We start from the raw sequence: 19,488 nt of genomic DNA on the forward strand, positions 1-19,488 counted from the left end.
TCAGACGCCCGCGTCACCGGGCCCCCGCTCCTGTCGCGCGCCCGGACGGCTGTGCTCGCACATCGTCCGCAGCGCCTCCTCCGCGTCCATCGGCACGGGCCGCCCGCCCCCGCGCGGCCGCAGGGCGACCCCGCCGGTCCGCGCCTCCTGCTTCCCGAGGACCGCGACGTACGGCGCGAGGCGGGCCGCGCGGACCCGGGCGCCGAGGCCGCCCCGGTCGGCGGGGACCTGCTCCGCGCGCAGACCCGCCGCAACCGCGCGCCGTACGAACTCCCCCGCGAGCGCCTCCTGGGACGCCGACACCGGCAGGACCCGGACCTGGACCGGGGCCAGCCACGCGGGGAACGCGCCCCCGTGCACCTCGACGAGGTGCGCCACCACCCGCTCCAGACTGCCGAGGACGCTGCGGTGGATCATCACCGGCCGCCGCCGCGAACCGTCCGGCGCGACGTAGCGCAGACCGAAGCGCGCGGGCTGGTGGAAGTCGGCCTGCACGGTGGAGAGGGTCGACTCCCGGCCCGCCGGGTCGGCGATCTGCACGTCGATCTTCGGCCCGTAGAACGCGGCCTCCCCGGCCACCGCCTCGTACGGCAGGCCCGAGCGCTCCAGCGCCTCGGTGAGCACCGCGACCGACCGCTCCCACAACGGTTCGGGTGAGGAGCGGGTGGCCGCACGGAAAAGCCCCGGGGCACCCGCCCCGGGGCTTCGCTTCGGATCAGCGGTCAGCGCGCCGGGACACTCTCCGGCGTCGTCGTGATCATGGCAGCGCGCTTCATGCCGGGACCGTAGCAAGGGGGCCGCGGGGAGGGCACCCGGTTTTCCGCGGGCCCCCGCGGAGGAGGCCGGGCCGGGCCGGACGCGCCCCGGGACGGGCCCCGGGTCCGCGTCCCCCACCCGTCCGCAGGTCCTTCACGGGGCCTTTGCTTCTGCTCATGCCGGTGGCACACCGGTCACGGACTCCTCGCGGCGGGAGGGGCGAGAACCGGCCAGGTCTGCTCCTTACGCGCGGTCACCCGGCAGGGGCCCGGGGCCGGGTTTCCGGCTTTGCTCCGTGAACAGAGCGGGTGCGACCGGCGAGCACGGCACCGAGCGGAGGCGTTCGCTCCGTTCGAAGCCGAGGCCGGATCTCGACCTTGTGTGCGGCTGTGAGCCGTCGCAATAGTGGGCGTCACACGTTGGCATGAACGCGGCTTTTCCTGCGCCATGGCGACGTGTGCGAACGCCTTCCGGTCCCGGCCCCCCCCACAGCTTCCGGGACCAACCCCCCACAGGAGGACGTGAAGTGACGCACCGACGCACCACCGGGCGGCGTGCCGCCGTCGCCGGCACGGGAGTGGCCGCACTGCTCGCGGCCGGTTTCACCTTCCAGACCGCGAACGCGGCGGAGGCGACCCCCACCGCCGCCCCGCACACCCTCACCGCGCCGAAGGCCGAAAAGCTCGCCGCGACCCTCGCCGGACACCTCGGCAAGGAGGCGGCGGGAACCTACTACGACGCGAAGGCCGAACACCTCGTCGTCAACGTCACGAGCGAGAAGGCCGCGCGGACGGCCCGCGCCGCCGGGGCGCGGGCGAGAGTCGTCCAGCACACCCTGGCCGAGCTGAAGTCCGCGCGCTCCGCCGTGGCCGAGCAGACCACCGCGATACCCGGCACCGCCTGGGGCGTGGACCCGGTCTCCAACAAGGTCGTCGTCACCGCCGACCGCACCGTCAAGGGCGCGAAGCTCGCCAGGCTGACGGCGGCCGTGGAGAAGCTCGGCTCGAAGGCCACGCTCAAGCAGAGCAAGGGAGAGTTCAAGCCCTTCATCTCCGGCGGGGACGCCATCAACGGCTCCGGCGGACGCTGCTCCCTGGGCTTCAACGTGACGGTCGGCGGCGCGCCCGCCTTCCTCACCGCGGGCCACTGCACCGAGGCCATCGACAACTGGACCGACGCGGACGGCAACGCGCTGGGCAGCAACGCGGCCTCCGAGTTCCCCGGCAACGACTTCGGCCTCGTCAAGTACAGCTCAAGCGTCTCGCACCCGAGTGAGGTGGACCTGTACAACGGCAGCAGCCAGCAGATCACCGGCGCGGCCGACGCCCAGGTCGGCCAGACCGTCACCCGCTCCGGCTCCACCACCGGGGTGCACGACGGCGAGGTCACCGGCCTGGACCAGACCGTGAACTACGGCGGCGGCGACATCGTGGAGGGCCTGATCCAGACCACCGTGTGCGCCGAGCCCGGCGACAGCGGCGGCTCGCTCTTCGCGGGCTCCAGCGCGGTGGGCCTCACCTCCGGCGGCAGCGGTGACTGCTCCTCCGGCGGCGAGACCTTCTTCCAGCCGGTGACCGAGGCGCTCGCCGCCACCGGTGCCCAGATCGGCTGACCGACCGGCTCCCCGTGCCCCGGAGCTGAACCCCGGACGTCCCGGCCCCCGCACCTCGGGGACCGGGACGTTCCGCGTGCGGCCGGGAGGCCGGGTCTTCAGGAGGCCGTCGCCCCGGTGCCCGGCCCGGCCGGGCCCTGTCCCGCCGGGCCCTGTCCCGGCCCCTCCGGCACCGGTCGCCGTACCCCGTAATGGCGCCCCGCCGAAGTGCCGCGCCCTCTCAGGGCGGTGCCCAGGAGGGTGACCAGGACGCCGCCCACGGCCCACGCGGACAGCACCAGCAGCGGCCCGGTGAGCGCGTTGCCGCGGAAGTACGCGATCGAGCGGGCCGACCAAGTCCCGGCGCCCGGGGGCAGGGCCGGGCCGATCGCGCGCCAGAAGTCCGGCAGCAACGGCGCCGGGAAGGCCCCGCCCGCGCTCGGGTTGCCCCCGACCACGACGATCAGGATCGCGATGCCGATGCCGACGATCCCGAAGACCGTCTGCAGGGCCAGGGTCGCCGCGCCCACCGCGAACACGACGAGGGCCCCCAGCCCCCACAGCCCGAGCACGCTCCCGGGCAGCGCGCCGAGGACCGGGCCGGCGATCACCGCGCCGACGATCCCGGAGACCACGGCGTACAGCGCCGTCACCGCGAGCCGGATCACGGCCCGCGAGAGATTGGCGGGCCGGGCGCCCGCGCTGATCGCGAGGATCGCGGCGCACAGGTAGCCGCCCACGCACCAGCCGACCACGAGATAGAACGAGGACAGCCCGTTCGCGTCCTTGGGGTCGGCCGGGGCGACGTCCTCGACGGCCAGCGCACGGTCGTGGGAGCGCACCAGTTCCCCGAAGATCTCCTGGATCACCCGGGTCTCGGTGGCCCCCTGTCCGGTCGCGACGAGCAGCCGGTCGCGTTCCCCGCGCGGATCGACCAGCAGGGCCGCGTCGATGTCCCGGTTCAGCATCTGGTGCCGGGCGGTGGACTCGTCGGCGAGGACCCGGGGGGAGAGCGGTCTGCCCGGCAGCCGTTCGATCCTGCGGGCGCTCTGCTGCGCGATCCGCTCGTCCTGGGCGACCAGCGCCACCTTGACGTCGGTGGCGTCGGGGTGGTGCAGGGCCCCCACGTAGGAGGCGATGAACAGGAGCTGGAGCGCGAGGACGCCGAGAACGAGCAGTGCGGCACGCGGGGAGACCGCACTCCTCACCTCGTCCCGGAAGCGTCCGGACGGCGCGTCGGCGGTCTGCGTCATAGCCACCACGCTCCGTGTTCCGCCCCGTTCCCGCAGGTGGGCGGGGGCCGAATGGCTGAGGGCCGCCCCTCGCCGGGGGCGCCGGCCGCCCCGCACCCGCTAATCGTACGAGCGTTCGAAAGTGGTCTATGGTGGTGGCGAGGGGGTGGGAACGACTGGTCCGAGGAGGTACGGATGACGCTTTCTCCGCACCCCGAGGGCGCGGGCGCTTCCGCCGTGGACCCGACCGGGAGCGGGGCCGCGCGCCCCCAGCCCTTCACCCACCTGCACACCGTCTCGGGCTACTCGCTGCGCTACGGCGCCTCGCACCCCGAGACGCTCGCCGCCCGCGCCGCGCGGCGCGGCATGGACGCGGTGGCCCTCACCGACCGCGACACCCTCGCCGGTTCCGTACGGTTCGCCAAGGCGTGCGCGAAGGAGGGCGTGCGGCCCCTGTTCGGCGTCGACCTCGCGGTGGCCGAACCGGCGCCCGCGGGCCCGCGCGGCCCCGGGGCGGCGCGGCGGCGCGCCCCGGTACGCGGCGGCGCCTTCCTCGACGAGTCCGCGCCCCGGGTGACCTTTCTCGCCCGCGACGGGGCGCGCGGCTGGGCCACGCTGTGCCGGCTGATCACCGCCGCCCACGCCGGGGAGGGGACCCCGCTGCTGCCGTGGGAGGAGAACCACGGGGAGGGCGTCACCGTCCTGCTCGGCCCCGCCTCCGACGTGGGCCGCGCCCTCGCCGCGGGCCGCCCCGACCGGGCCGCCCGGCTGCTCGTGCCCTGGCGCGAACGGTACGGGGACGCCCTGCGCCTGGAAGCCGTCCACCACGGCCGCACCGGGACCGGACCGGGCTCGCTGCGCCTGGCCGCCCGTACCGTGGGCTTCGCCGCCGAGCAGCGGGTACGGCCGGTACTCACCAACGCCGTGCGCTACGCCGACCCGGGCCAGGGCCAGATCGCCGACGTCCTGGACGCGGCCCGCAGGCTCGTACCGATCGACCCGCGCGGGGAACTCGACAGCGGGGAGCGCTGGCTCAAGGACGGCGACCGGATGCTGCACGAGGCCGGACGGATCGTGACGGCCGCGGGGCTCCCGCCGCACACCGCCCACCAGCTGCTGGAGCAGACCCGCCGCACCGCCGCCGAATGCCTGGTCGACCCCGAGGACGACCTCGGCATCGGCTCCGTCCGCTTCCCCGAGGCCCACCTCGTCGGCGCGGGCCGCCGCACCGCCCAGCGCGCCCTGGCCTCCCGCGCGGTCGCCGGGATGGTCCGGCGCGGCTACGACCGGGGCCCGAGAGCGGGGGAGTACTGGGAGCGCACGCGCCACGAGCTGGACATCATCGCCCACCACGACTTCGCCTCGTACTTCCTCACCGTCGCCCAGGTCGTCGACGACGTACGGGGCCTGGGCATCCGGGTCGCCGCGCGCGGCTCGGGCGCCGGCTCCCTGGTCAACCACCTGATCGGCATCGCGCACGCCGACCCGCTGGAGCACGGGCTGCTCATGGAGCGCTTCCTGTCCAAGCGGCGCCCGGTGCTGCCCGACATCGACATCGACGTCGAGTCGGCCCGCAGGATCGAGGTCTACCGCGCGATCCTCGACCGCTTCGGCCCCGAACGCGTCGCGACCGTCGCGATGCCCGAGACCTACCGCGTACGGCACGCGATCCGCGACGTGGGCGCCGCCCTGTCCATGGACCCGGCCGACATCGACCGCATCGCCAAGGCGTTCCCGCACATCCGGGCCAGGGACGCGCGCGCCGCGATGGACGAACTCCCGGAGCTGGCCGAGATCGCCGGGGAGCGCGAGAAGTACGCGAAGTTCTGGGAACTGGTCGAAGGGCTCGACGCGCTGCCGCGCGGGATCGCGATGCACCCGTGCGGGGTCCTGCTCTCGGACGCCTCCCTGCTCTCCCGTACGCCCGTCGTGCCCACGAGCGGCGAGGGGCTGCCCATGGCCCAGTTCGACAAGGAGGACGTCGAGGACCTCGGCCTGCTCAAACTCGACGTGCTGGGCGTGCGGATGCAGTCCGCGATGGCCCACGCGGTCGCCGAGATCGGCCGCGCCACCGGAACCGAGCCCGACATCGACGCGATCCCGGAGGGCGACCCGAGGACGTACCGGCTCATCCAGTCCACCGAGACGCTGGGCTGTTTCCAGATCGAGTCGCCCGGACAGCGCGATCTGGTCGGCCGGCTCCAGCCCGCCACCTTCCACGATCTGGTCGTGGACATCTCCCTGTTCCGGCCCGGCCCGGTCGCCGCCGACATGGTGCGCCCCTTCATCGAGGCCCGGCACGGCCGGGCCCCGGTCCGCTTCCCGCACCCCGACCTCGAAGCGCCGCTCGCCGACACCTACGGGGTGGTCGTCTTCCACGAGCAGATCATCGACCTCGTGGACATCATGACCGGCTGCGGCCGGGACGAGGCCGACCGGGTGCGGCGCGGGCTGTCCGACCCCGAGTCGCAGGGCCGCATCCGCTTCTGGTTCGCCCAGCGGGCCGCCGCGCGCGGCTACGACGCGGACACGGTCACCCGCACCTGGGAGATCGTGGAGGCCTTCGGCTCCTACGGCTTCTGCAAGGCGCACGCCGTCGCGTTCGCGGTGCCGACCTACCAGTCGGCCTGGCTCAAGGCCCACCACCCGGCCGCCTTCTACGCGGGTCTGCTCACCCACGACCCCGGCATGTACCCCAAGCGGCTGCTGCTCGCGGACGCCCGCAGGCGCGGGGTGCCGATCCTGCCGCTGGACGTGAACCGCTCGGCGGTCGCCCACCGTATCGAACTGGTGTCCGAGGAGACTGAGTGCGCGGCCGACGACCAGGAGCGGGGCGCGGCCGGCGACCGGGAGCGCGCGGCCGGCGGCCGGGAGCGCTGGGGGGTGCGGCTCGGCCTCGCCGACGTGCACGGAATGAGCGAGACCGAGGCCGAACGCCTCGTCGCCGCCCAGCCGTTCACCTCGCTGCTCGACTTCTGGCAGCGCGCCCGCCCCTCGAAACCCGTCGCCGAACGCCTCGCCCAGGTCGGCGCGCTCGACGCCTTCGGCGGCAACCGCCGCGATCTGCTGCTGCACCTGACCGAGCTGCACCGCATGGGCCGGGGCGCCGCCTCGCACGGAGCCCAGCTCCCGCTGTCCGGGGGCCGCCGCACCGCGCCCGCCGGACTGCCCGACCTCGACGAGACCGAACGGCTCAGCGCCGAACTCGGCATCCTCGGCATGGACACCTCCCGCCACCTCATGGGCGACCACCAGACGTTCCTCGACGAACTCGGCGTGGTCTCCGCGCGCCGCCTGCGCGAGGTCCCGCACGGTACGACGGTCCTGGTCGCGGGTGCGAAGGCGGCCACCCAGACCCCGCCCATCCGCTCCGGCAGACGCGTCGTCTTCACCACCCTGGACGACGGCAGCGGCCTCGTCGACATCGCCTTCTTCGACGACAGCCACGAACGCTGCGCGCACACCGTCTTCCACTCCTGGCTGCTGCTCGTGCGCGGCACCGTGCAACGCCGGGGGCCGCGCAGCTTCAGCGTCGTCGGCACCGTCGCCTGGAACCTCGCCGAACTCCTCGAACTGCGCGCCGAGGGCGGGCTCGCCGCGGTCTCCGCGAAACTCGCCGAACCGCTCGCCGAGGTCCCCGGGGAGCCCCCCTCGGCGGCCCGCCGCATCACCCTGCCCACCGGCTTCGCGCTCAACCCGTGGGCCGACCTCAAACCGGCGGGCGCCGACACCGCCGCGACCGGCCGCACCCTGGCCGGCGGGAAACTGTGGCACCAGAGCCAGGGGAGCGCCGGATGAGGACGCCCATCCCCCCAACGCCCCCGGCCAGGCCACGATGGCGGTGATCTGTGTACGGTTCCGGCTCGCCCCCGAGACCGAGGCCGCCCTGCCCGCGCTGATCGCCACCGTCGAGGGCATCACCCCCCTCGTCCAGGCGCTGCCCCCCGACACCGCGCTCGCCGACGTGCGCGGCGCCCACCGCTACTTCGGCCGGGACGCCGGAGAACTCGCCGCGCTCGTACGGCTGCGCGCCCTCGCCCTGCACGGCGTGGAGTGCGCGATCGGCGTCGGCCCCACCCCGCTGATCGCCCGGATGGCGGCCCGCGAGGCGCGGACCGGCGCCACCGTGACCGTCACCGAGGACGGCCTCGCCGACTACCTCGCCCGCAAACCCGTCGCCGCCCTCCCCGGTGTCGGCGCCGCCACCGCCCGCGCGCTGTGCTCCTACGGCCTCGACTCGGTGGACCGGGTCGCCGCCGCGCCCCTCGGCACCCTCCAGCGCATCCTCGGCGCCCGTGCCGGACGCGAGGTGCGCACCCGCGCCCACGGCATCGACCCCACCCCCGTCACCCCGAACGCCCTCGCCCGCTCCATCGGCGCGCACCGCGCCTTCGACCGCGACGAGATCGACCCCTTCCGGCACCGCCGCGCCCTGCTCTCCCTCACCGGGGAACTCGGCGCCCGGCTGCGCGAGGAGGATCAGGTGTGCGCCTGCCTGACCCTCACCGTCCGCTACGCCGACCGCACCACGACCACCCGCACCCGCAGGCTCCCCGAGGCGACCGCGCACACCACCGACCTGACCACCACCGCGTACGCCCTGTACGAGGCGCTCGGCCTGCAACGCGCCCGGGTCCGCGGCCTCGCCCTGCGCGCCGAGGGCCTGGGCCCCGCCGAACGCGCCGCCCACCAGCTCACCTTCGACCCCGCCGACGACAGGGCCCGTCGCATCGAGGCCGCCGCCGACCGGGCCCGCGCCCGCTTCGGCCCCGACGCGATCGTCCCGGGCACCCTCGCGGCCTGAACGAGACGCGCGTGGAGAGCGCCGCCGTCCGTCGGGGTCCGGTTCCGCGCGGACGCGCTCCTGCACGAGAACCAGCGCCTTCACCCCCGGCCCGGCTACGAGGTGACGGACCGCCGGGCGGACGGCCGCCACGACCGCGTCCACCACCGCAAGGCGGTGTGAGGACCGCCCCGGTTCGCTGAGGCCGGAGAGCGGAGAGCGGAGAGCGGAGAGCGGGGACCGGAGAGCGGGGACCGGAGACCGGTTCCGGCGGGAGGAGCGGGTCCCGCTCCGACGGGCCGCGTCTCTCTTCGCTCGTTGTCGGGAAAAGGCGCACAACTGATTGCCTGTGAACGGGGTCCGCGCCTTTCCGCACCGGACCGGCTCTTCCGTTCAGATGTGCTGTTCACCGCCGGTCGTCCGAGGTCAGGCCGTGTCCGGCCCACCCGGACCCCGCGTTCTCCGGGCCGGTGACGGCCGCTCACGTAATCACTAGCGGTCAGCCATGGAAAACCCCGCGGATTCAGGGCACCATAAGGGGGTCCGTGCTTTAGTGACCTGTGTCACGCCCACCGGGCGGCTGATGCGGGTACTGGCCGGTAGCCTTGTGCGCGCGCAGCACGAAGGCCCCACCCTTGCGCCTGGCCAAGGTTTGAGGTGGAGCCTCCGTGTCCCAGCGACACCGCGGTGCGCAGCGATCCCCGACCTGTCAGGTCGGGGATTTCGCGTTACAGGGGCCAGACGCCGCGCACGATCCGGTAGATCGCGTAAGCCGGCCCCAGCCAGCGCGCCCAGCGGTACGGGTCACGCCTGCTGCAACAACGACAGTGCCCCTCCGGCGCAACGGCCATCGGTAACCACCTCCTTCGTCCGGGACCCACGACTGCCGTGGTCCTCCGGAAAGGCGCGAGAGCCTGGGGCCCGAGAGGTGGTGGGAAGACTTTACCGGCACGGCGCGCCGGGGCGGGATGCGCCACCGGCCCCTCCCGCTTCCCCGGTTCCGGCACTCGGTGCCAGGGGTCAGGTGCGTAGCTTTCGAAGGCTCGTTACGTCATCCGGCGGATTCGTCTGATCAGCGGAGATGTCGTGATCGATCATGTGCCTGAGTGCCTGACCGGGACTCAGGTCCGTGGGCGCGTCGCACCCGCCGTGTGACTCACGGCACTTGCGATGTGGTCACGGAACCACGACGTAGCGCTACCTTCTCATGCCCTTGGCATATGTCCACGGTTTCCCTGCGGCTCGGGGCAGTTGAGGCCGGCCGGGCCTCCCTGTCTCCCGCGCGCCCCACGAGGCTTCTCGCCCGGACTGAAGCACGCCGAGCGCACGCCGTCACGAGGGGGCGCACGTCCGGTCCTCCCCTGGAGGCCGCGCTTGAGCGCGAGGTGTGACGTGCGCGGGGCTCGGTGTCAGTGGCGGGTGGCACGATCTCGTGAGAGCAGCGGTCCGGACGAGGCATCCAGGTACGAGGAACGACGGGGAGCACCACGTATGACGGCACGTGAAGCGAGGGGCGCCGAGCACGGCACGGGCACACCGGAAGGCACGCCTCCCACCACCGCCCCGGCCCCCGGGGCCCGTTGGGGCCACGCCACCGACTGGGACACCGTGGCCGACACCTTCGACGAGGAGGCCGATCACGGGCTGCGCGACCCCGGGGTGCGGGCCGCGTGGGCCGGGCGGATGGGCCGCTGGCTGCCCCGGGCGCCCTCCGACGTGCTCGACCTCGGCTGCGGCACCGGAAGTCTCGCGCTGCTCGCCGCCGAGGCGGGGCACCGGGTGACGGCGGTCGACAGCTCCCCGCGCATGACCGGGCGGGCCCGCGCCAAACTGGCCGGGACCGGCCACGCCGACGCCGCGGCCCGGGTCCTGACCGGCGACGCGCGACACCCGCCGTTCGCGCCCCGCTCCTTCGACGTCGTCCTCGTCCGGCACCTGCTGTGGGTCCTGCCCGATCCGGCCGCCGCGCTGCGCCGCTGGTGCGCGCTGCTGCGCCCCGGCGGCCGGCTCGTCCTGGTCGAGGGCTTCTGGAACGGCACCGGCCTCCCCGCCGCCCGCCTCACCGCCCTGCTCGCCCCGCTCAGCGAACGCGTCCACACCGAATCCCTCAGCGAGGACGCCCGGTTGTGGGGCCGCCCGGTGGACGACGAGCGGTACGCGGCGCTCGCCGTGCCCGCCCCCGTCCGCCGGCACAAGGAGATCGTCGACGTCCACCTCGTCCTGCGGCGCGGGGACGAGGTCCTGCTCGCCCGCCGCGCGAACACCGGGTACGCGGACGGCCTCCTGCACGCGCCCTCCGGCCATGTCGAGGACGGTGAGGACGTCCTGGAGGCGATGCTGCGGGAGGCCGAGGAGGAGGTGGGCCTGCGGCTGCGCCCCGAGGACCTCCGCGTCGCGACCGTCATGCAGCACGCCGCGCCCTCCGGGGACCCGCGCGTCGGCTGGTTCTTCGAAGCGGAGTACGGCGCCGGTGGGGAACCCTTCAACGCGGAGCCCCACAAGTGCTCCGCACTGGACTGGTACCCCCTGTCCGACCTCCCGCCCGACCTGATCGCCTACTGCAGGGCCGGCCTCCTCGCCTACCGCGAGGGCCACCGCTTCGTCCTCCACCGCCACGAGGCGGCCGACCCGGTCGCCGCCGACCCCGCGGTGCCGAACCGGGCGCGGGTGCTGCCGCAGACGACTGTCAGGAGGGGCGCGTCCTGACGGGCCGGCGGGGCCGGCGCCCGTGGAACGCAAGAGCCGGCGGACCTCCCGTGTCCTCCTGGTCGACGAGCGCGACCGTCTCCTCCCGCTGTGCGGACGGGACCCACGCCCGGTACGGCCACGGCGGTGGACGACCGGGCAACCGGCCACGACCGCCGGGACCGTCCGCCCCGAGTACCCGGCCGGGCCCGCCGACACCGGCGAGTGTGGCCCGCGCCCCCGCACCTGGGCGGCTTCCACGAGGACACCGACCCCGACGCGTGGACCGTGCGGGGGCGTACGCGTTCGCGCCACGGACCCGCGCCGGGCCGCTCAGCCCCCCACCAGCTCCCGCAGCCCCGCCGGTCCCCGTTCGCGGGCCAGTCTCTCCAGGCGACCGAGGGCGCGCAGAGCCTCGCCGGCCGCCTCCGGGTCGCTTCGCGGCAGGCCGCTCCCGGTGAACTCGTCCTCGTCCAGACGCAGTACGCGCGTGCCGTCGGCCGAGACCCACAGGTCCAGCTCCAGGTCCTCGACCACCAGTTCCCGGTCCGTCACGCGGGCGGGGCGGGTCATGTCGCAGTACCAGCCCTTGAGCCGGCCGTCCGCCGCCCGGACCTCCTTCACCGCGTACCAGGCGGAGCGCCAGTAGTGCTCGGTGAACACGTCGCCCGGCTCGAAGCGGACGAAGCCGAAGTCGCGGGTCCCGGGGGAGGACCACGGGGCGCGCACCGTGGCGCGCTCCCCGTCGTCCGACAGCCACCGCGCCCGGTACCGCTTCTTGGTGCGGCCCGCCTTGGTGAGCACCACGGTCACCTCCTCGCTCCGCCCTCGGGGTTCAGCCGAGTTCGTGGACATGGCGCACCTCCGTCGCGACGATCTCGTAGCCGAGCCGGCGGTTGATCGCGAGCATCGGGCCGTTCTCCATGTCGTTGCCCGTGAACGCCTCCGTCAGCCCCGCCGCCCTCGCCCGGCGCAGCGCCGTGGCCTTCGCGAGGCTCGCGAGGCCCCGGCCCCGGTACGCGCGCAGGGTGCCCGTCATCGCCGAGGAGTACCGGCTCACCCGGTCCGAGTGCGCGGCGCTGAACGCGGCCGGCACCCCGTCCACGAGGACCACCGTGGTCAGCTCCCGGTCGAGCAGCGGATGGTTCCAGGTGTACTCCAGCCAGTCCGCGTAGTCGTCCAGTTCGATGCCGATGTCGCTCGGCTCGTCCTTGGTGCACTCGGCGTCGAGGAGGAACAGCGGACGCGGGTCCCCGTCGAAGGCGGAGGCGGGCACCAGCTCGACGCCGACGGGTACTTCGCCCGCCTCTGGCAGCCCCGCCGTCAGGTCCAGGCGCAGGAAGTGCGCGGAACGCGAGGGCGTGTAGCCGAACGAGGCCGCGAAGGCCCGGTTTCCCGGCCCCTCCAGGACCCAGGAGTAGACGGACCTGCCGCCCACCTCGACGAGGTGCTTCTCGGCCTCCCGTACGAGCGCCGAGCCCACGCCCCGACGGAGGTGCTCCGGATGGACGTAGACGTTGCAGAAGGCGGCTCCCCGAGTCGGGCTCTCGTGGGCGAGGCCCACCTGGGCCCGCCCGAGCACCAGCCCCTCCTCGTCCTGCGCGACGAGGAGACGGAAGCGCTGCGCCGCCGGGGCGTGGCCGACGGACCACCTGACCGCCTCGGGGGTGGTCAGGTGGGGCGGAACCGCGGCCCGCAGGACAGCCGTCACCCCCTCGGCGTCGGTGGGGGAGGCCGGGTCGAGATCACGTACGGAAAAGGGAGGAGTCATCGCCGCGAAGGTACCGGAGGTGCCGCGTCGGGCACCCCTCCTTTTTCCCGCCCCCTCCTGCTCGTCCCGCCCCGTGCGCGCCCCGCGTGCGGGACAATCGCCGCGTGAACCTGAAGATCGACATCGACCATGACGCCGCCCTCGCGCCGTACGAGCAGGTGCGGGCCACGATCCTGGCGCAGGCGCTGTCCGGCGCGCTGCCCACGGGCTACAAACTGCCCACGGTCCGGGGCCTGGCCCAGGAGCTCGGGCTCGCCGCCAACACCGTCGCCAAGGCGTACCGGGCGCTGGAGAGCGACGGGGTGATCGAGACCCGGGGCCGCAACGGCACCTTCGTCGCCGCCGCCGGGGACGCCGCGAGCCAGGAGGCCGCCCAGGCCGCCGCCGCGTACGCGGAACGGGCCCGGCACCTCGGCCTCGACGCGACGGCGGCCCGCGCGGCCGTCGAGAACGCGCTGCGCGCCGCCTACGGCAACTGAGGCCGGGCGGGGGGATTCCGGGGGACGTCGCTCACAGGTAGAGTCCCGCGTCCGCGCTCTCCCGCGCCCCCGGCACGGAGGCCGGGCCCGAGCCGCGGCGCAGGGCGTACAGCTCGGCGAGCGTCGCGCCCTCCCGGCCCACCCGGTGCTCGGTCTCCAGGGCCGCGCCGTCCAGCCACTCCAGGGACTCCGAGCGGGTCAGCGGGCCCACCTCGATCCGCGCGAGGCAGCGGCCGGGGCGGACCACGGCCGGGTGCAGCCGCTCCAGGTCCTCGTTGGTCGTGACCCCGACCAGGACGTTGCGGCCCTGCCCGAGCAGCCCGTCCGTGAGGTTGAGCAGCCGCGAGAGGGCCTGGCCCGCCGCGTGCTTGGCCTCGCCGCGGATCAGCTCGTCGCAGTCCTCCAGGAGCAGCAGCCGCCACCGGCCGCCCGCCCCGTCGTCCTCCCCGATCGCGATGTCCATGAGATAGCCGATGTCGTTGAACAGCCGCTCCGGGTCGAGGACGCAGTCCACCTGGCACCACTCCCGCCAGGAACGGGCCAGCGTACGCAGCGCCGAGGTCTTGCCCGTGCCCGGCGGACCGTGCAGCAGGAGCAGCCGTCCCGAGATGTCCTCGGGCGTCAGCTTCATCAGCGAGTCCATCGCGTCCGCGACCGGCGCCGTGTAGTTCTCCCGCACCTGCTCCCAGGTGCCCGCCGAGATCTGCCGGGTCGTACGGTGCGGGCCCCGGCGCGGCGACAGGTGCCAGAAGCCCATCGTGACGTTCTCGGGCTTGGGCTCCGGCTCGTCCTCGACGTCCTTGGTGGCCGAGGCGACGACCTCCTCCGCGAGTTCGGCGCTGGTCGCGGTGACCGTGACGTCGGCGCCCCGGCTCCACCGCGAGGCCAGCAGCGTCCAGCCCGTGCCCTCCGCGAGGACCGCGCCGCGGTCCTCGTCCTTCGCGCTGCGCAGCACTCTCGCCTCCGGGGGCAGCAGACTCGCCCCCTTCTTCACGCGCTCCACATGGCGGCTCACCGAGAAGGGCTGCTCCCCCGTCGCGAAACGGCCCAGGAACAACGCGTCGACCACGTCCGTCGGTGAATCGCTGTCGTCGACGTGGAGCCGGACCGGGAGGCTGGCGTACGGGTTCTCGGACATGCCGCCATGATCCGGCACGGGACGCTCCCGCGCACCCTTTTTCCACCGTCGCCCCGGTTCGGCGGATGGTCACCTCCGGCCGGGCGGACACCCCCCGGCCGTCGACGACTTCGCCCGGACCGGAGGACGGCGGGGCACCGCCCAAACGCCGCGCCCGAGGGGCGGGACGGCGGCCGGCCCGCTCCTCCCGCGCGCCACCGCGGACCGGACCCGCCGGGGCGACCACCCGGCGCGAGCGTGAACTCCGGGCAGCCGAGGGGTCCCCGGTTCGGGTGAACCTCGCGGGCCTTCCGCCGCCCGCGGCGCACGCCGCACACGGCCGGGCCGGTACGGGGCCTCCACGGTGCGCCGAACAACCGGACCGTCAAGACGGCCGGTGAGAGCCCTGGTTCCGGCGGGGAGAGATCGATTCGACTCCATCGAACGGGAGTTGAAACCCGGCTCCGGTGAAACTTTCCGCCCGGTAACTTCTTGGCATGGACACTCCCGACACCCTCCGGACGGTGGTACCACAGTCCTGGCAGAAATCCTGCTAAGGGAGGTTCCATGAGATTGTCCCGTTTCACGGCATACATGTCCTCGCTCCTGCTCGCCGCCACCGCCTCGATCGCCGGGGCCGGGCTCGCGAACGCCGCCGAACAAGCAGCGCCTACCGGCTATGTGGCTCTCGGTGACTCCTACTCCTCCGGCGTCGGTTCCGGCTCGTACGACAGCGCGAGCGGCGACTGCAAGCGCAGCAGCAAGGCGTACCCCGCCCTCTGGGCCGCCGCGCACTCGCCGTCGAGCTTCAGCTTCACGGCCTGCTCCGGGGCCGTGACCGGCGATGTGCTGGCCAAACAGCTCGCTCCCCTGTCCGCCTCCACCGGCACCGTCAGCATCAGCATCGGCGGCAACGACGCCGGGTTCGCCGACGTCATGACGACCTGTGTGCTCCAGTCCACGGACACCTGCGTGGCCCGGGTCAACACCGCACGGTCCTACGTCAACTCGACGCTGCCCGCCGCCCTCGACAAGGTCTACGACGCGATCCGCGCCAAGGCCCCGCAGGCCCGCGTGGTCGTCCTCGGCTACCCGCGCTTCTACCAGCTCAACGGCACCTGCGTCGCGGGGCTGAGCGAGACCGAGCGCTCCGCGATCAACGGGGCCTCGGACCTGCTCAACAGCGTCACCGCCAAACGCGCCGCCGACCACGGCTTCGCCTTCGGGGACGTGCGCACGAGTTTCGCCGGGCACGAGATCTGCTCGGGCGCCTCGTGGCTGCACAGTCTCGACCTGCTCAACATCGGAGAGTCCTACCACCCGAAGGCGGCCGGGCAGTCCGGCGGATACCTCCCGGTCTTCACCGCCGCCGCTCGCTGACCCCCGGGTCCGGCCGGTCCGGGCGTCCTCGGCGGACGCCGGGCCGGCCGGGCCCGCGGGAGGCGGCGGGCGCCCGCCGCCGAGGGGAATCAAGCCGACATGCCCCTTTTCGACCTTCTTGCCCCGCAATGCTCCTCACCTCATGAGTAGTCGTCAACCCCCTTACGGGGTAGGTAAATCCTGTGACGCGGATGCACGGGTGTCGCGCGAGGACGATAGGGTTACTCTGCCCGGGGCCGGGTGCCTGTCGTACGGGTGGGGAGTGAAATGGAACAGATAACGGTCCGCAGCAGGCCGCGAGTGCCTGCGATCACCTGCGGAAGCAGTGCGAGCAGTTCGCGTCTCGACCGTCATCTCGCGGTGCTCGGCGGTCCTGCCGTCGCGCAGCGCGACGTGGCCGAGGCGACCTCGCTGATGCGCGAGGTCACCGCGCGCGTGCCGGCGCCGCCGGCCAACGCGACGAACAGCAGGGCGCGTCTGCGCAGAGTGTCGCTGTTCGCGCCGTTGAAGCGACTGCGCAGGACACTCTTCGGCGGTCACTGACCGCGGCGGACCCGGTCCGCCGCGGTCCCTCCCCGCTCCTCCACCCCCGCCTGCGCGTCCGCCCGCGGCCGGGCCCGCGTCCGCCTCCCCACGGACGTCAGTGGCCCCTGCGGGTGTATTGCCGTACCGCGCGCGGCAGGCACACCCGATCAGCGGCCCCGGGCACGCGAGGCTCCCCGCCACCGGACGCGCCACCGGCCGGGCCGCGTCCGCCGGGGGCGCGGAGCCACAGGCCCCCGAAGCCCTGTTCGAACGGCTCGTCCCGAGGGTCCTGAACGGGTTCGGGGCGGAACCGGACGGGGCGGAACGGACGGGGCGGAACGGACGGGGCGGTGCGGGACCCGCGCCCCAGCGGGCCCTGACCGGGTGGTTCGGCCGCGTCCTTCGTCCTCGTGCCGGGGCGGGCCGCCCCTCCCGCGCTCACAGCAGGGCGAACTGCCCCTCCGGCCCCTCCTCCAGGTGGTCCAGGACGGAGGCGGGCCTGCGCGCGGCCGCCGGGGCGGGCAGCACCCCGGCCGCCCGCAGCCGCTGTGCGTCCAGCGTGGGCCCCGGAGCGGCGGCCAGCGCCGCACACCCCTCGCGCGCTTCGGCCACCAGGGTCAGGACGGTGATCAGTTCCAGCAGTTGTGAGGTCCAGGACTGGGGCCAGTCGGCCGGACCGAGCGCCGCCAGCCCACCGGCCGTCTCCGGGGACCCCTGCCCGGTGTCCGCCGGGAGCCGCTCGGCGAACCAGCGCTCGATCACCCGCTCCCCGCGCAGGCGAAACTCCCAGGCGGCCCGGGACACCGGGGAGACCAGGCCGGTCGCGCCGACCAGCAGCGCCTCCTCCTGCGGGTCGAAGGCGAGCGCGGGCACGGGTCCGCGCCCGGTCAGGGGCAGCGTCCGGCGCACGTACGGGCGCCTCCCGCCGGGCAGCCGGGGCCGGTCCCCGCCCGCCCCGCGCGTGAGCGCCGCGCGCAGCGCACGGCCCAGCGCCACGCCCCGCTCCCAGACCGGCGCCCCGTCCGGCAGCGGTACCGCGAGGCCCCCCGGTCCGGGCCGTGCGGCGGCGAGCGCCCAGGCCGCGAAGTCCCGCGCCGTCACCTCCGCCCCGTACCGCTCGGACAGGAACGCCAACAGCCCCGGCGCGAGGTTCGGTTCCACGCCACCCGGCCTGCGGTACAGAGGGCGTACGCGGGTTGGGCGGTCCTCACCGAAGGGCAGCCGTCCGCTCACCGTCAGCGCGGGGAACTCGCCCTCGGCGGACCGCCCGCGCTCCACCAGGAACCACTGTCGCGCGTCCGCGACCCGCCACAGCTCCGGCCGCGCCGCGTCCAGCAGCCGGTGATCGGGCAGCAGGAACCGTTCGTCGAAGGGGCCGTGCGCCACCAGGACCGGATCGGGGCACGGGCCGTTCTCCCTGGCCAGCCGCGCCGTCCCCGCCGGACCGCCGGGCAACTGCGCCACGGCGGTGTGCAGCCCCCGCGCCCGGCTCGGCACCAGCAGCCGCTCGCGCTCCGCCGGTCCCGCCGCCGTGAAGGCGGACCACCGCCTGCGCAGACTGGCCTCGTCGGCCGCCAGCGGCCAGTCCCGGCCGGCCCTCGGCGCCGCCACCGACCACGGCATCAGCTCGTCGAGGAGGGGCGCTGCTTCATCGCTCACCCCAGCATCGTAGGCAGCGCGCGACGGTGGGCCCAGGGGCCGCGAGGGCGGGGGAGCGGAGCCCCGGTCCGGTCGGGAAACGGCTCCCCGCCCCCTGACGGGGCAGGGCCCCTGGTGCCGGAAAACTAACGCCGCTAGTTTGGTGACGGGTGACGAGGCCGTTCCCCGGCGGCCCGTACCGCCCGCGCGCGGCCCGCCGGCCGGTGCCCGCGCGGCGCGTACGGCGGGGCGGCGGTCCGCGCGCCCGCCGTTCACCTCAGCGACGTCGGGAGTCAGACCGTGGTCCGAGCAGCCGTCCTTTCCGCCGTGGGTGCCCCACTGGAGATCCGCGACATCCACCTGCCCGCGCCGGGACCCGGCCGGGTGCGCGTCCGGCTCGCCGCCGCCGGGGTGTGCCATTCGGACCTCTCGCTGTCCAACGGCACCCTGCGCATCCCGCTGCCCGCCGTGCTCGGCCACGAGGGCTCCGGAACGGTCCTCGCGGTCGGCGAGGGCGTCACCCGGGTCGCGCCCGGCGACGAGGTGGTCCTCAACTGGGCCCCCTCGTGCGGGCGGTGCCACTCCTGTTCGATCGGTGAGGTGTGGTTGTGCGAACAGGCGCTGAGTGGGGCGGCGGCCGTCCACGCGCACGGCGCCGACGGGAGGGAACTGCACCCCGGGCTGAACGTCGCCGCCTTCGCCGAGGAGACCGTGGTCGCCGAGAACTGCGTGCTGCCCGCCCCCGAGGGCGTCCCTCTCGACCAGGCCGCGCTGCTGGGGTGCGCGGTGCTCACCGGTTACGGCGCGGTGCACCACTCGGCGCGGGTCCGGGCGGAGGAGTCCGTCGTGGTGTTCGGCGCGGGCGGGGTCGGGCTCGCCGCGCTCCAGTCGGCGCGTATCGCCGGCGCGCAGACGGTTGTCGCCGTGGACGCGTCCCCCGCCAAGGAGGAACTCGCCAGGAAGGCGGGCGCCACCGAGTTCGTGCTCGCCTCCGAGACGACCGCGAAGGACGTACGGCGGCTGACCGGCGGCCGGGGCGCGGACGTCGCCGTCGAGTGCGTGGGCCGGGCCGCGACCATCCGCGCGGCCTGGGAGTCGACGCGGCGGGGCGGCCGCACCACGGTCGTCGGCATCGGGCCCGTCACCGAGCAGGTGAGTTTCAACGCGCTGGAGATCTTCCACTGGGGCCGCACCCTGAGCGGCTGCGTCTACGGGAACAGCGACCCGGCAGCGGACGTCCCCGTGCTCGGCGCGCACATCCGTGCCGGCCGCCTCGACCTCGGGACGCTCGTGACCGGCCGGATCGGGCTCGACGGCATCCCGGCCGCCTTCGCGGAGATGACGGCGGGACGCGGCGGACGCGCCCTGGTCGTCTTCCCCCAGGAGTGAGCCGGGGCCGGACGGTGTCCCGGGGGGGCGTCCGGCGTGCCCTTCCGGGGCGGGCCGGGGCGCTTCCTCTTCCGGGGGCGCCGCCCGCCCACCACCGCTCCGGCCTCCACCCTCTGCCCCTCCCCGCTCCCGGCCCCGTCAA

At 74.6% G+C, this 19,488-nt stretch carries 13 protein-coding genes and 1 pseudogene; 8 read left to right on the forward strand and 6 right to left on the reverse strand.

The genetic code is table 11. The annotated features are described in order from the left end of the window. A pseudogene (locus ACFYMP_RS09720) lies at nt 1-660 on the reverse strand (aminoacyl--tRNA ligase-related protein); the annotation flags it as partial. A 622-nt stretch (nt 661-1,282) separates the two neighbouring features. On the opposite strand from ACFYMP_RS09720, the gene ACFYMP_RS09725 reads away from it, so the two are divergent. Then, complete coding sequence (locus ACFYMP_RS09725) at nt 1,283-2,368, forward strand: S1 family peptidase (protein ID WP_388853359.1); 1,086 nt, start codon at nt 1,283-1,285, stop codon at nt 2,366-2,368. A gap of 98 nt (nt 2,369-2,466) precedes the next feature. On the opposite strand, the gene ACFYMP_RS09730 is transcribed toward ACFYMP_RS09725, so the two are convergent. Next, the gene (locus tag ACFYMP_RS09730; RefSeq protein WP_388853362.1) at nt 2,467-3,600 is read right to left on the reverse strand and encodes a DUF3533 domain-containing protein; all 1,134 of its coding nucleotides are present in this window, start codon (nt 3,598-3,600) and stop codon (nt 2,467-2,469) included. A 174-nt stretch (nt 3,601-3,774) separates the two neighbouring features. On the opposite strand from ACFYMP_RS09730, the gene ACFYMP_RS09735 reads away from it, so the two are divergent. The 3 genes from ACFYMP_RS09735 to ACFYMP_RS09745 all read left to right on the forward strand — a co-directional run bounded on the left by ACFYMP_RS09735 (nt 3,775) and on the right by ACFYMP_RS09745 (nt 11,068). Next, complete coding sequence (locus ACFYMP_RS09735; protein WP_388853365.1) at nt 3,775-7,377, forward strand: DNA polymerase III subunit alpha; 3,603 nt, start codon at nt 3,775-3,777, stop codon at nt 7,375-7,377. A 37-nt stretch (nt 7,378-7,414) separates the two neighbouring features. After that, nucleotides 7,415-8,383 (forward strand): hypothetical protein, encoded by a 969-nt coding sequence (locus tag ACFYMP_RS09740; protein ID WP_388853368.1) that lies wholly within the window; start codon nt 7,415-7,417, stop codon nt 8,381-8,383. A gap of 1,470 nt (nt 8,384-9,853) precedes the next feature. After that, nucleotides 9,854-11,068 carry a methyltransferase domain-containing protein gene (locus ACFYMP_RS09745; RefSeq protein ID WP_388853371.1) on the forward strand — a complete coding sequence of 405 codons (1,215 nt, stop codon included), beginning with the start codon at nt 9,854-9,856 and terminating at the stop codon, nt 11,066-11,068. Between the two features lie 312 nt (nt 11,069-11,380). On the opposite strand, the gene ACFYMP_RS09750 is transcribed toward ACFYMP_RS09745, so the two are convergent. Together ACFYMP_RS09750 and ACFYMP_RS09755 are read right to left on the reverse strand one after the other, a co-directional pair. Continuing rightward, entirely contained in the window at nt 11,381-11,902 is a 522-nt protein-coding gene (locus ACFYMP_RS09750; RefSeq protein ID WP_388853374.1) for a DUF402 domain-containing protein, read from the reverse strand. Beyond that, nucleotides 11,883-12,818 (reverse strand): GNAT family N-acetyltransferase, encoded by a 936-nt coding sequence (locus ACFYMP_RS09755; RefSeq protein ID WP_388853377.1) that lies wholly within the window; start codon nt 12,816-12,818, stop codon nt 11,883-11,885. The genes ACFYMP_RS09750 and ACFYMP_RS09755 overlap by 20 nt, the downstream gene beginning before the upstream one ends. Before the next feature lie 104 nt (nt 12,819-12,922). Here ACFYMP_RS09755 and ACFYMP_RS09760 point away from each other — a divergent pair, with 104 nt between their 5' ends. Continuing rightward, nucleotides 12,923-13,297, forward strand: coding sequence for a GntR family transcriptional regulator (locus ACFYMP_RS09760; protein ID WP_388853380.1), 375 nt, complete (start codon nt 12,923-12,925; stop codon nt 13,295-13,297). A 31-nt stretch (nt 13,298-13,328) separates the two neighbouring features. Here the strand turns inward: ACFYMP_RS09760 and ACFYMP_RS09765 are convergent, their stop codons facing one another. Further along, nucleotides 13,329-14,435 carry a DUF5925 domain-containing protein gene (locus tag ACFYMP_RS09765; protein ID WP_388853383.1) on the reverse strand — a complete coding sequence of 369 codons (1,107 nt, stop codon included), beginning with the start codon at nt 14,433-14,435 and terminating at the stop codon, nt 13,329-13,331. Nucleotides 14,436-14,981: 546 nt separating this feature from the next. Between ACFYMP_RS09765 and ACFYMP_RS09770 the strand changes: the two genes are divergently transcribed. Together ACFYMP_RS09770 and ACFYMP_RS09775 are read left to right on the forward strand one after the other, a co-directional pair. After that, a complete protein-coding gene (locus ACFYMP_RS09770; protein WP_388853386.1) occupies nt 14,982-15,794 on the forward strand; it encodes an SGNH/GDSL hydrolase family protein in 813 nt (270 codons plus the stop codon). A 267-nt stretch (nt 15,795-16,061) separates the two neighbouring features. Next, nucleotides 16,062-16,337: a hypothetical protein gene (locus ACFYMP_RS09775; protein ID WP_363148264.1), complete on the forward strand. Its 276-nt coding sequence runs from the start codon at nt 16,062-16,064 to the stop codon at nt 16,335-16,337. Between the two features lie 420 nt (nt 16,338-16,757). Here ACFYMP_RS09775 and ACFYMP_RS09780 read toward each other — a convergent pair whose 3' ends face one another. Beyond that, nucleotides 16,758-17,942, reverse strand: coding sequence for a type ISP restriction/modification enzyme (locus ACFYMP_RS09780; protein ID WP_388854249.1), 1,185 nt, complete (start codon nt 17,940-17,942; stop codon nt 16,758-16,760). Nucleotides 17,943-18,257: 315 nt separating this feature from the next. Between ACFYMP_RS09780 and ACFYMP_RS09785 the strand changes: the two genes are divergently transcribed. Next, nucleotides 18,258-19,346, forward strand: a complete 1,089-nt coding sequence (locus tag ACFYMP_RS09785; protein ID WP_388853390.1) for a Zn-dependent alcohol dehydrogenase — start codon at nt 18,258-18,260, stop codon at nt 19,344-19,346. Nucleotides 19,347-19,488 lie beyond the last annotated feature (142 nt).

The organism is Streptomyces sp. NPDC007088 (genome assembly GCF_042869355.1).
GTDB lineage: Bacteria > Actinomycetota > Actinomycetes > Streptomycetales > Streptomycetaceae > Streptomyces.

Excerpts from the sequence above, each read along its gene's own strand:
- ACFYMP_RS09755 (WP_388853377.1), bottom strand. The coding sequence starts at position 12,818 with ATGACTCCTCCCTTTTCCGTACGTGATCTCGACCCGGCCTCCCCCACC.
- ACFYMP_RS09730 (WP_388853362.1), bottom strand. The coding sequence starts at position 3,600 with ATGACGCAGACCGCCGACGCGCCGTCCGGACGCTTCCGGGACGAGGTG.
- ACFYMP_RS09775 (WP_363148264.1), top strand. The coding sequence starts at position 16,062 with ATGGAACAGATAACGGTCCGCAGCAGGCCGCGAGTGCCTGCGATCACC.
- ACFYMP_RS09770 (WP_388853386.1), top strand. The coding sequence starts at position 14,982 with ATGAGATTGTCCCGTTTCACGGCATACATGTCCTCGCTCCTGCTCGCC.
- ACFYMP_RS09750 (WP_388853374.1), bottom strand. The coding sequence starts at position 11,902 with ATGTCCACGAACTCGGCTGAACCCCGAGGGCGGAGCGAGGAGGTGACC.
- ACFYMP_RS09765 (WP_388853383.1), bottom strand. The coding sequence starts at position 14,435 with ATGTCCGAGAACCCGTACGCCAGCCTCCCGGTCCGGCTCCACGTCGAC.
- ACFYMP_RS09745 (WP_388853371.1), top strand. The coding sequence starts at position 9,854 with ATGACGGCACGTGAAGCGAGGGGCGCCGAGCACGGCACGGGCACACCG.
- ACFYMP_RS09740 (WP_388853368.1), top strand. The coding sequence starts at position 7,415 with ATGGCGGTGATCTGTGTACGGTTCCGGCTCGCCCCCGAGACCGAGGCC.
- ACFYMP_RS09780 (WP_388854249.1), bottom strand. The coding sequence starts at position 17,942 with ATGCCGTGGTCGGTGGCGGCGCCGAGGGCCGGCCGGGACTGGCCGCTG.
- ACFYMP_RS09735 (WP_388853365.1), top strand. The coding sequence starts at position 3,775 with ATGACGCTTTCTCCGCACCCCGAGGGCGCGGGCGCTTCCGCCGTGGAC.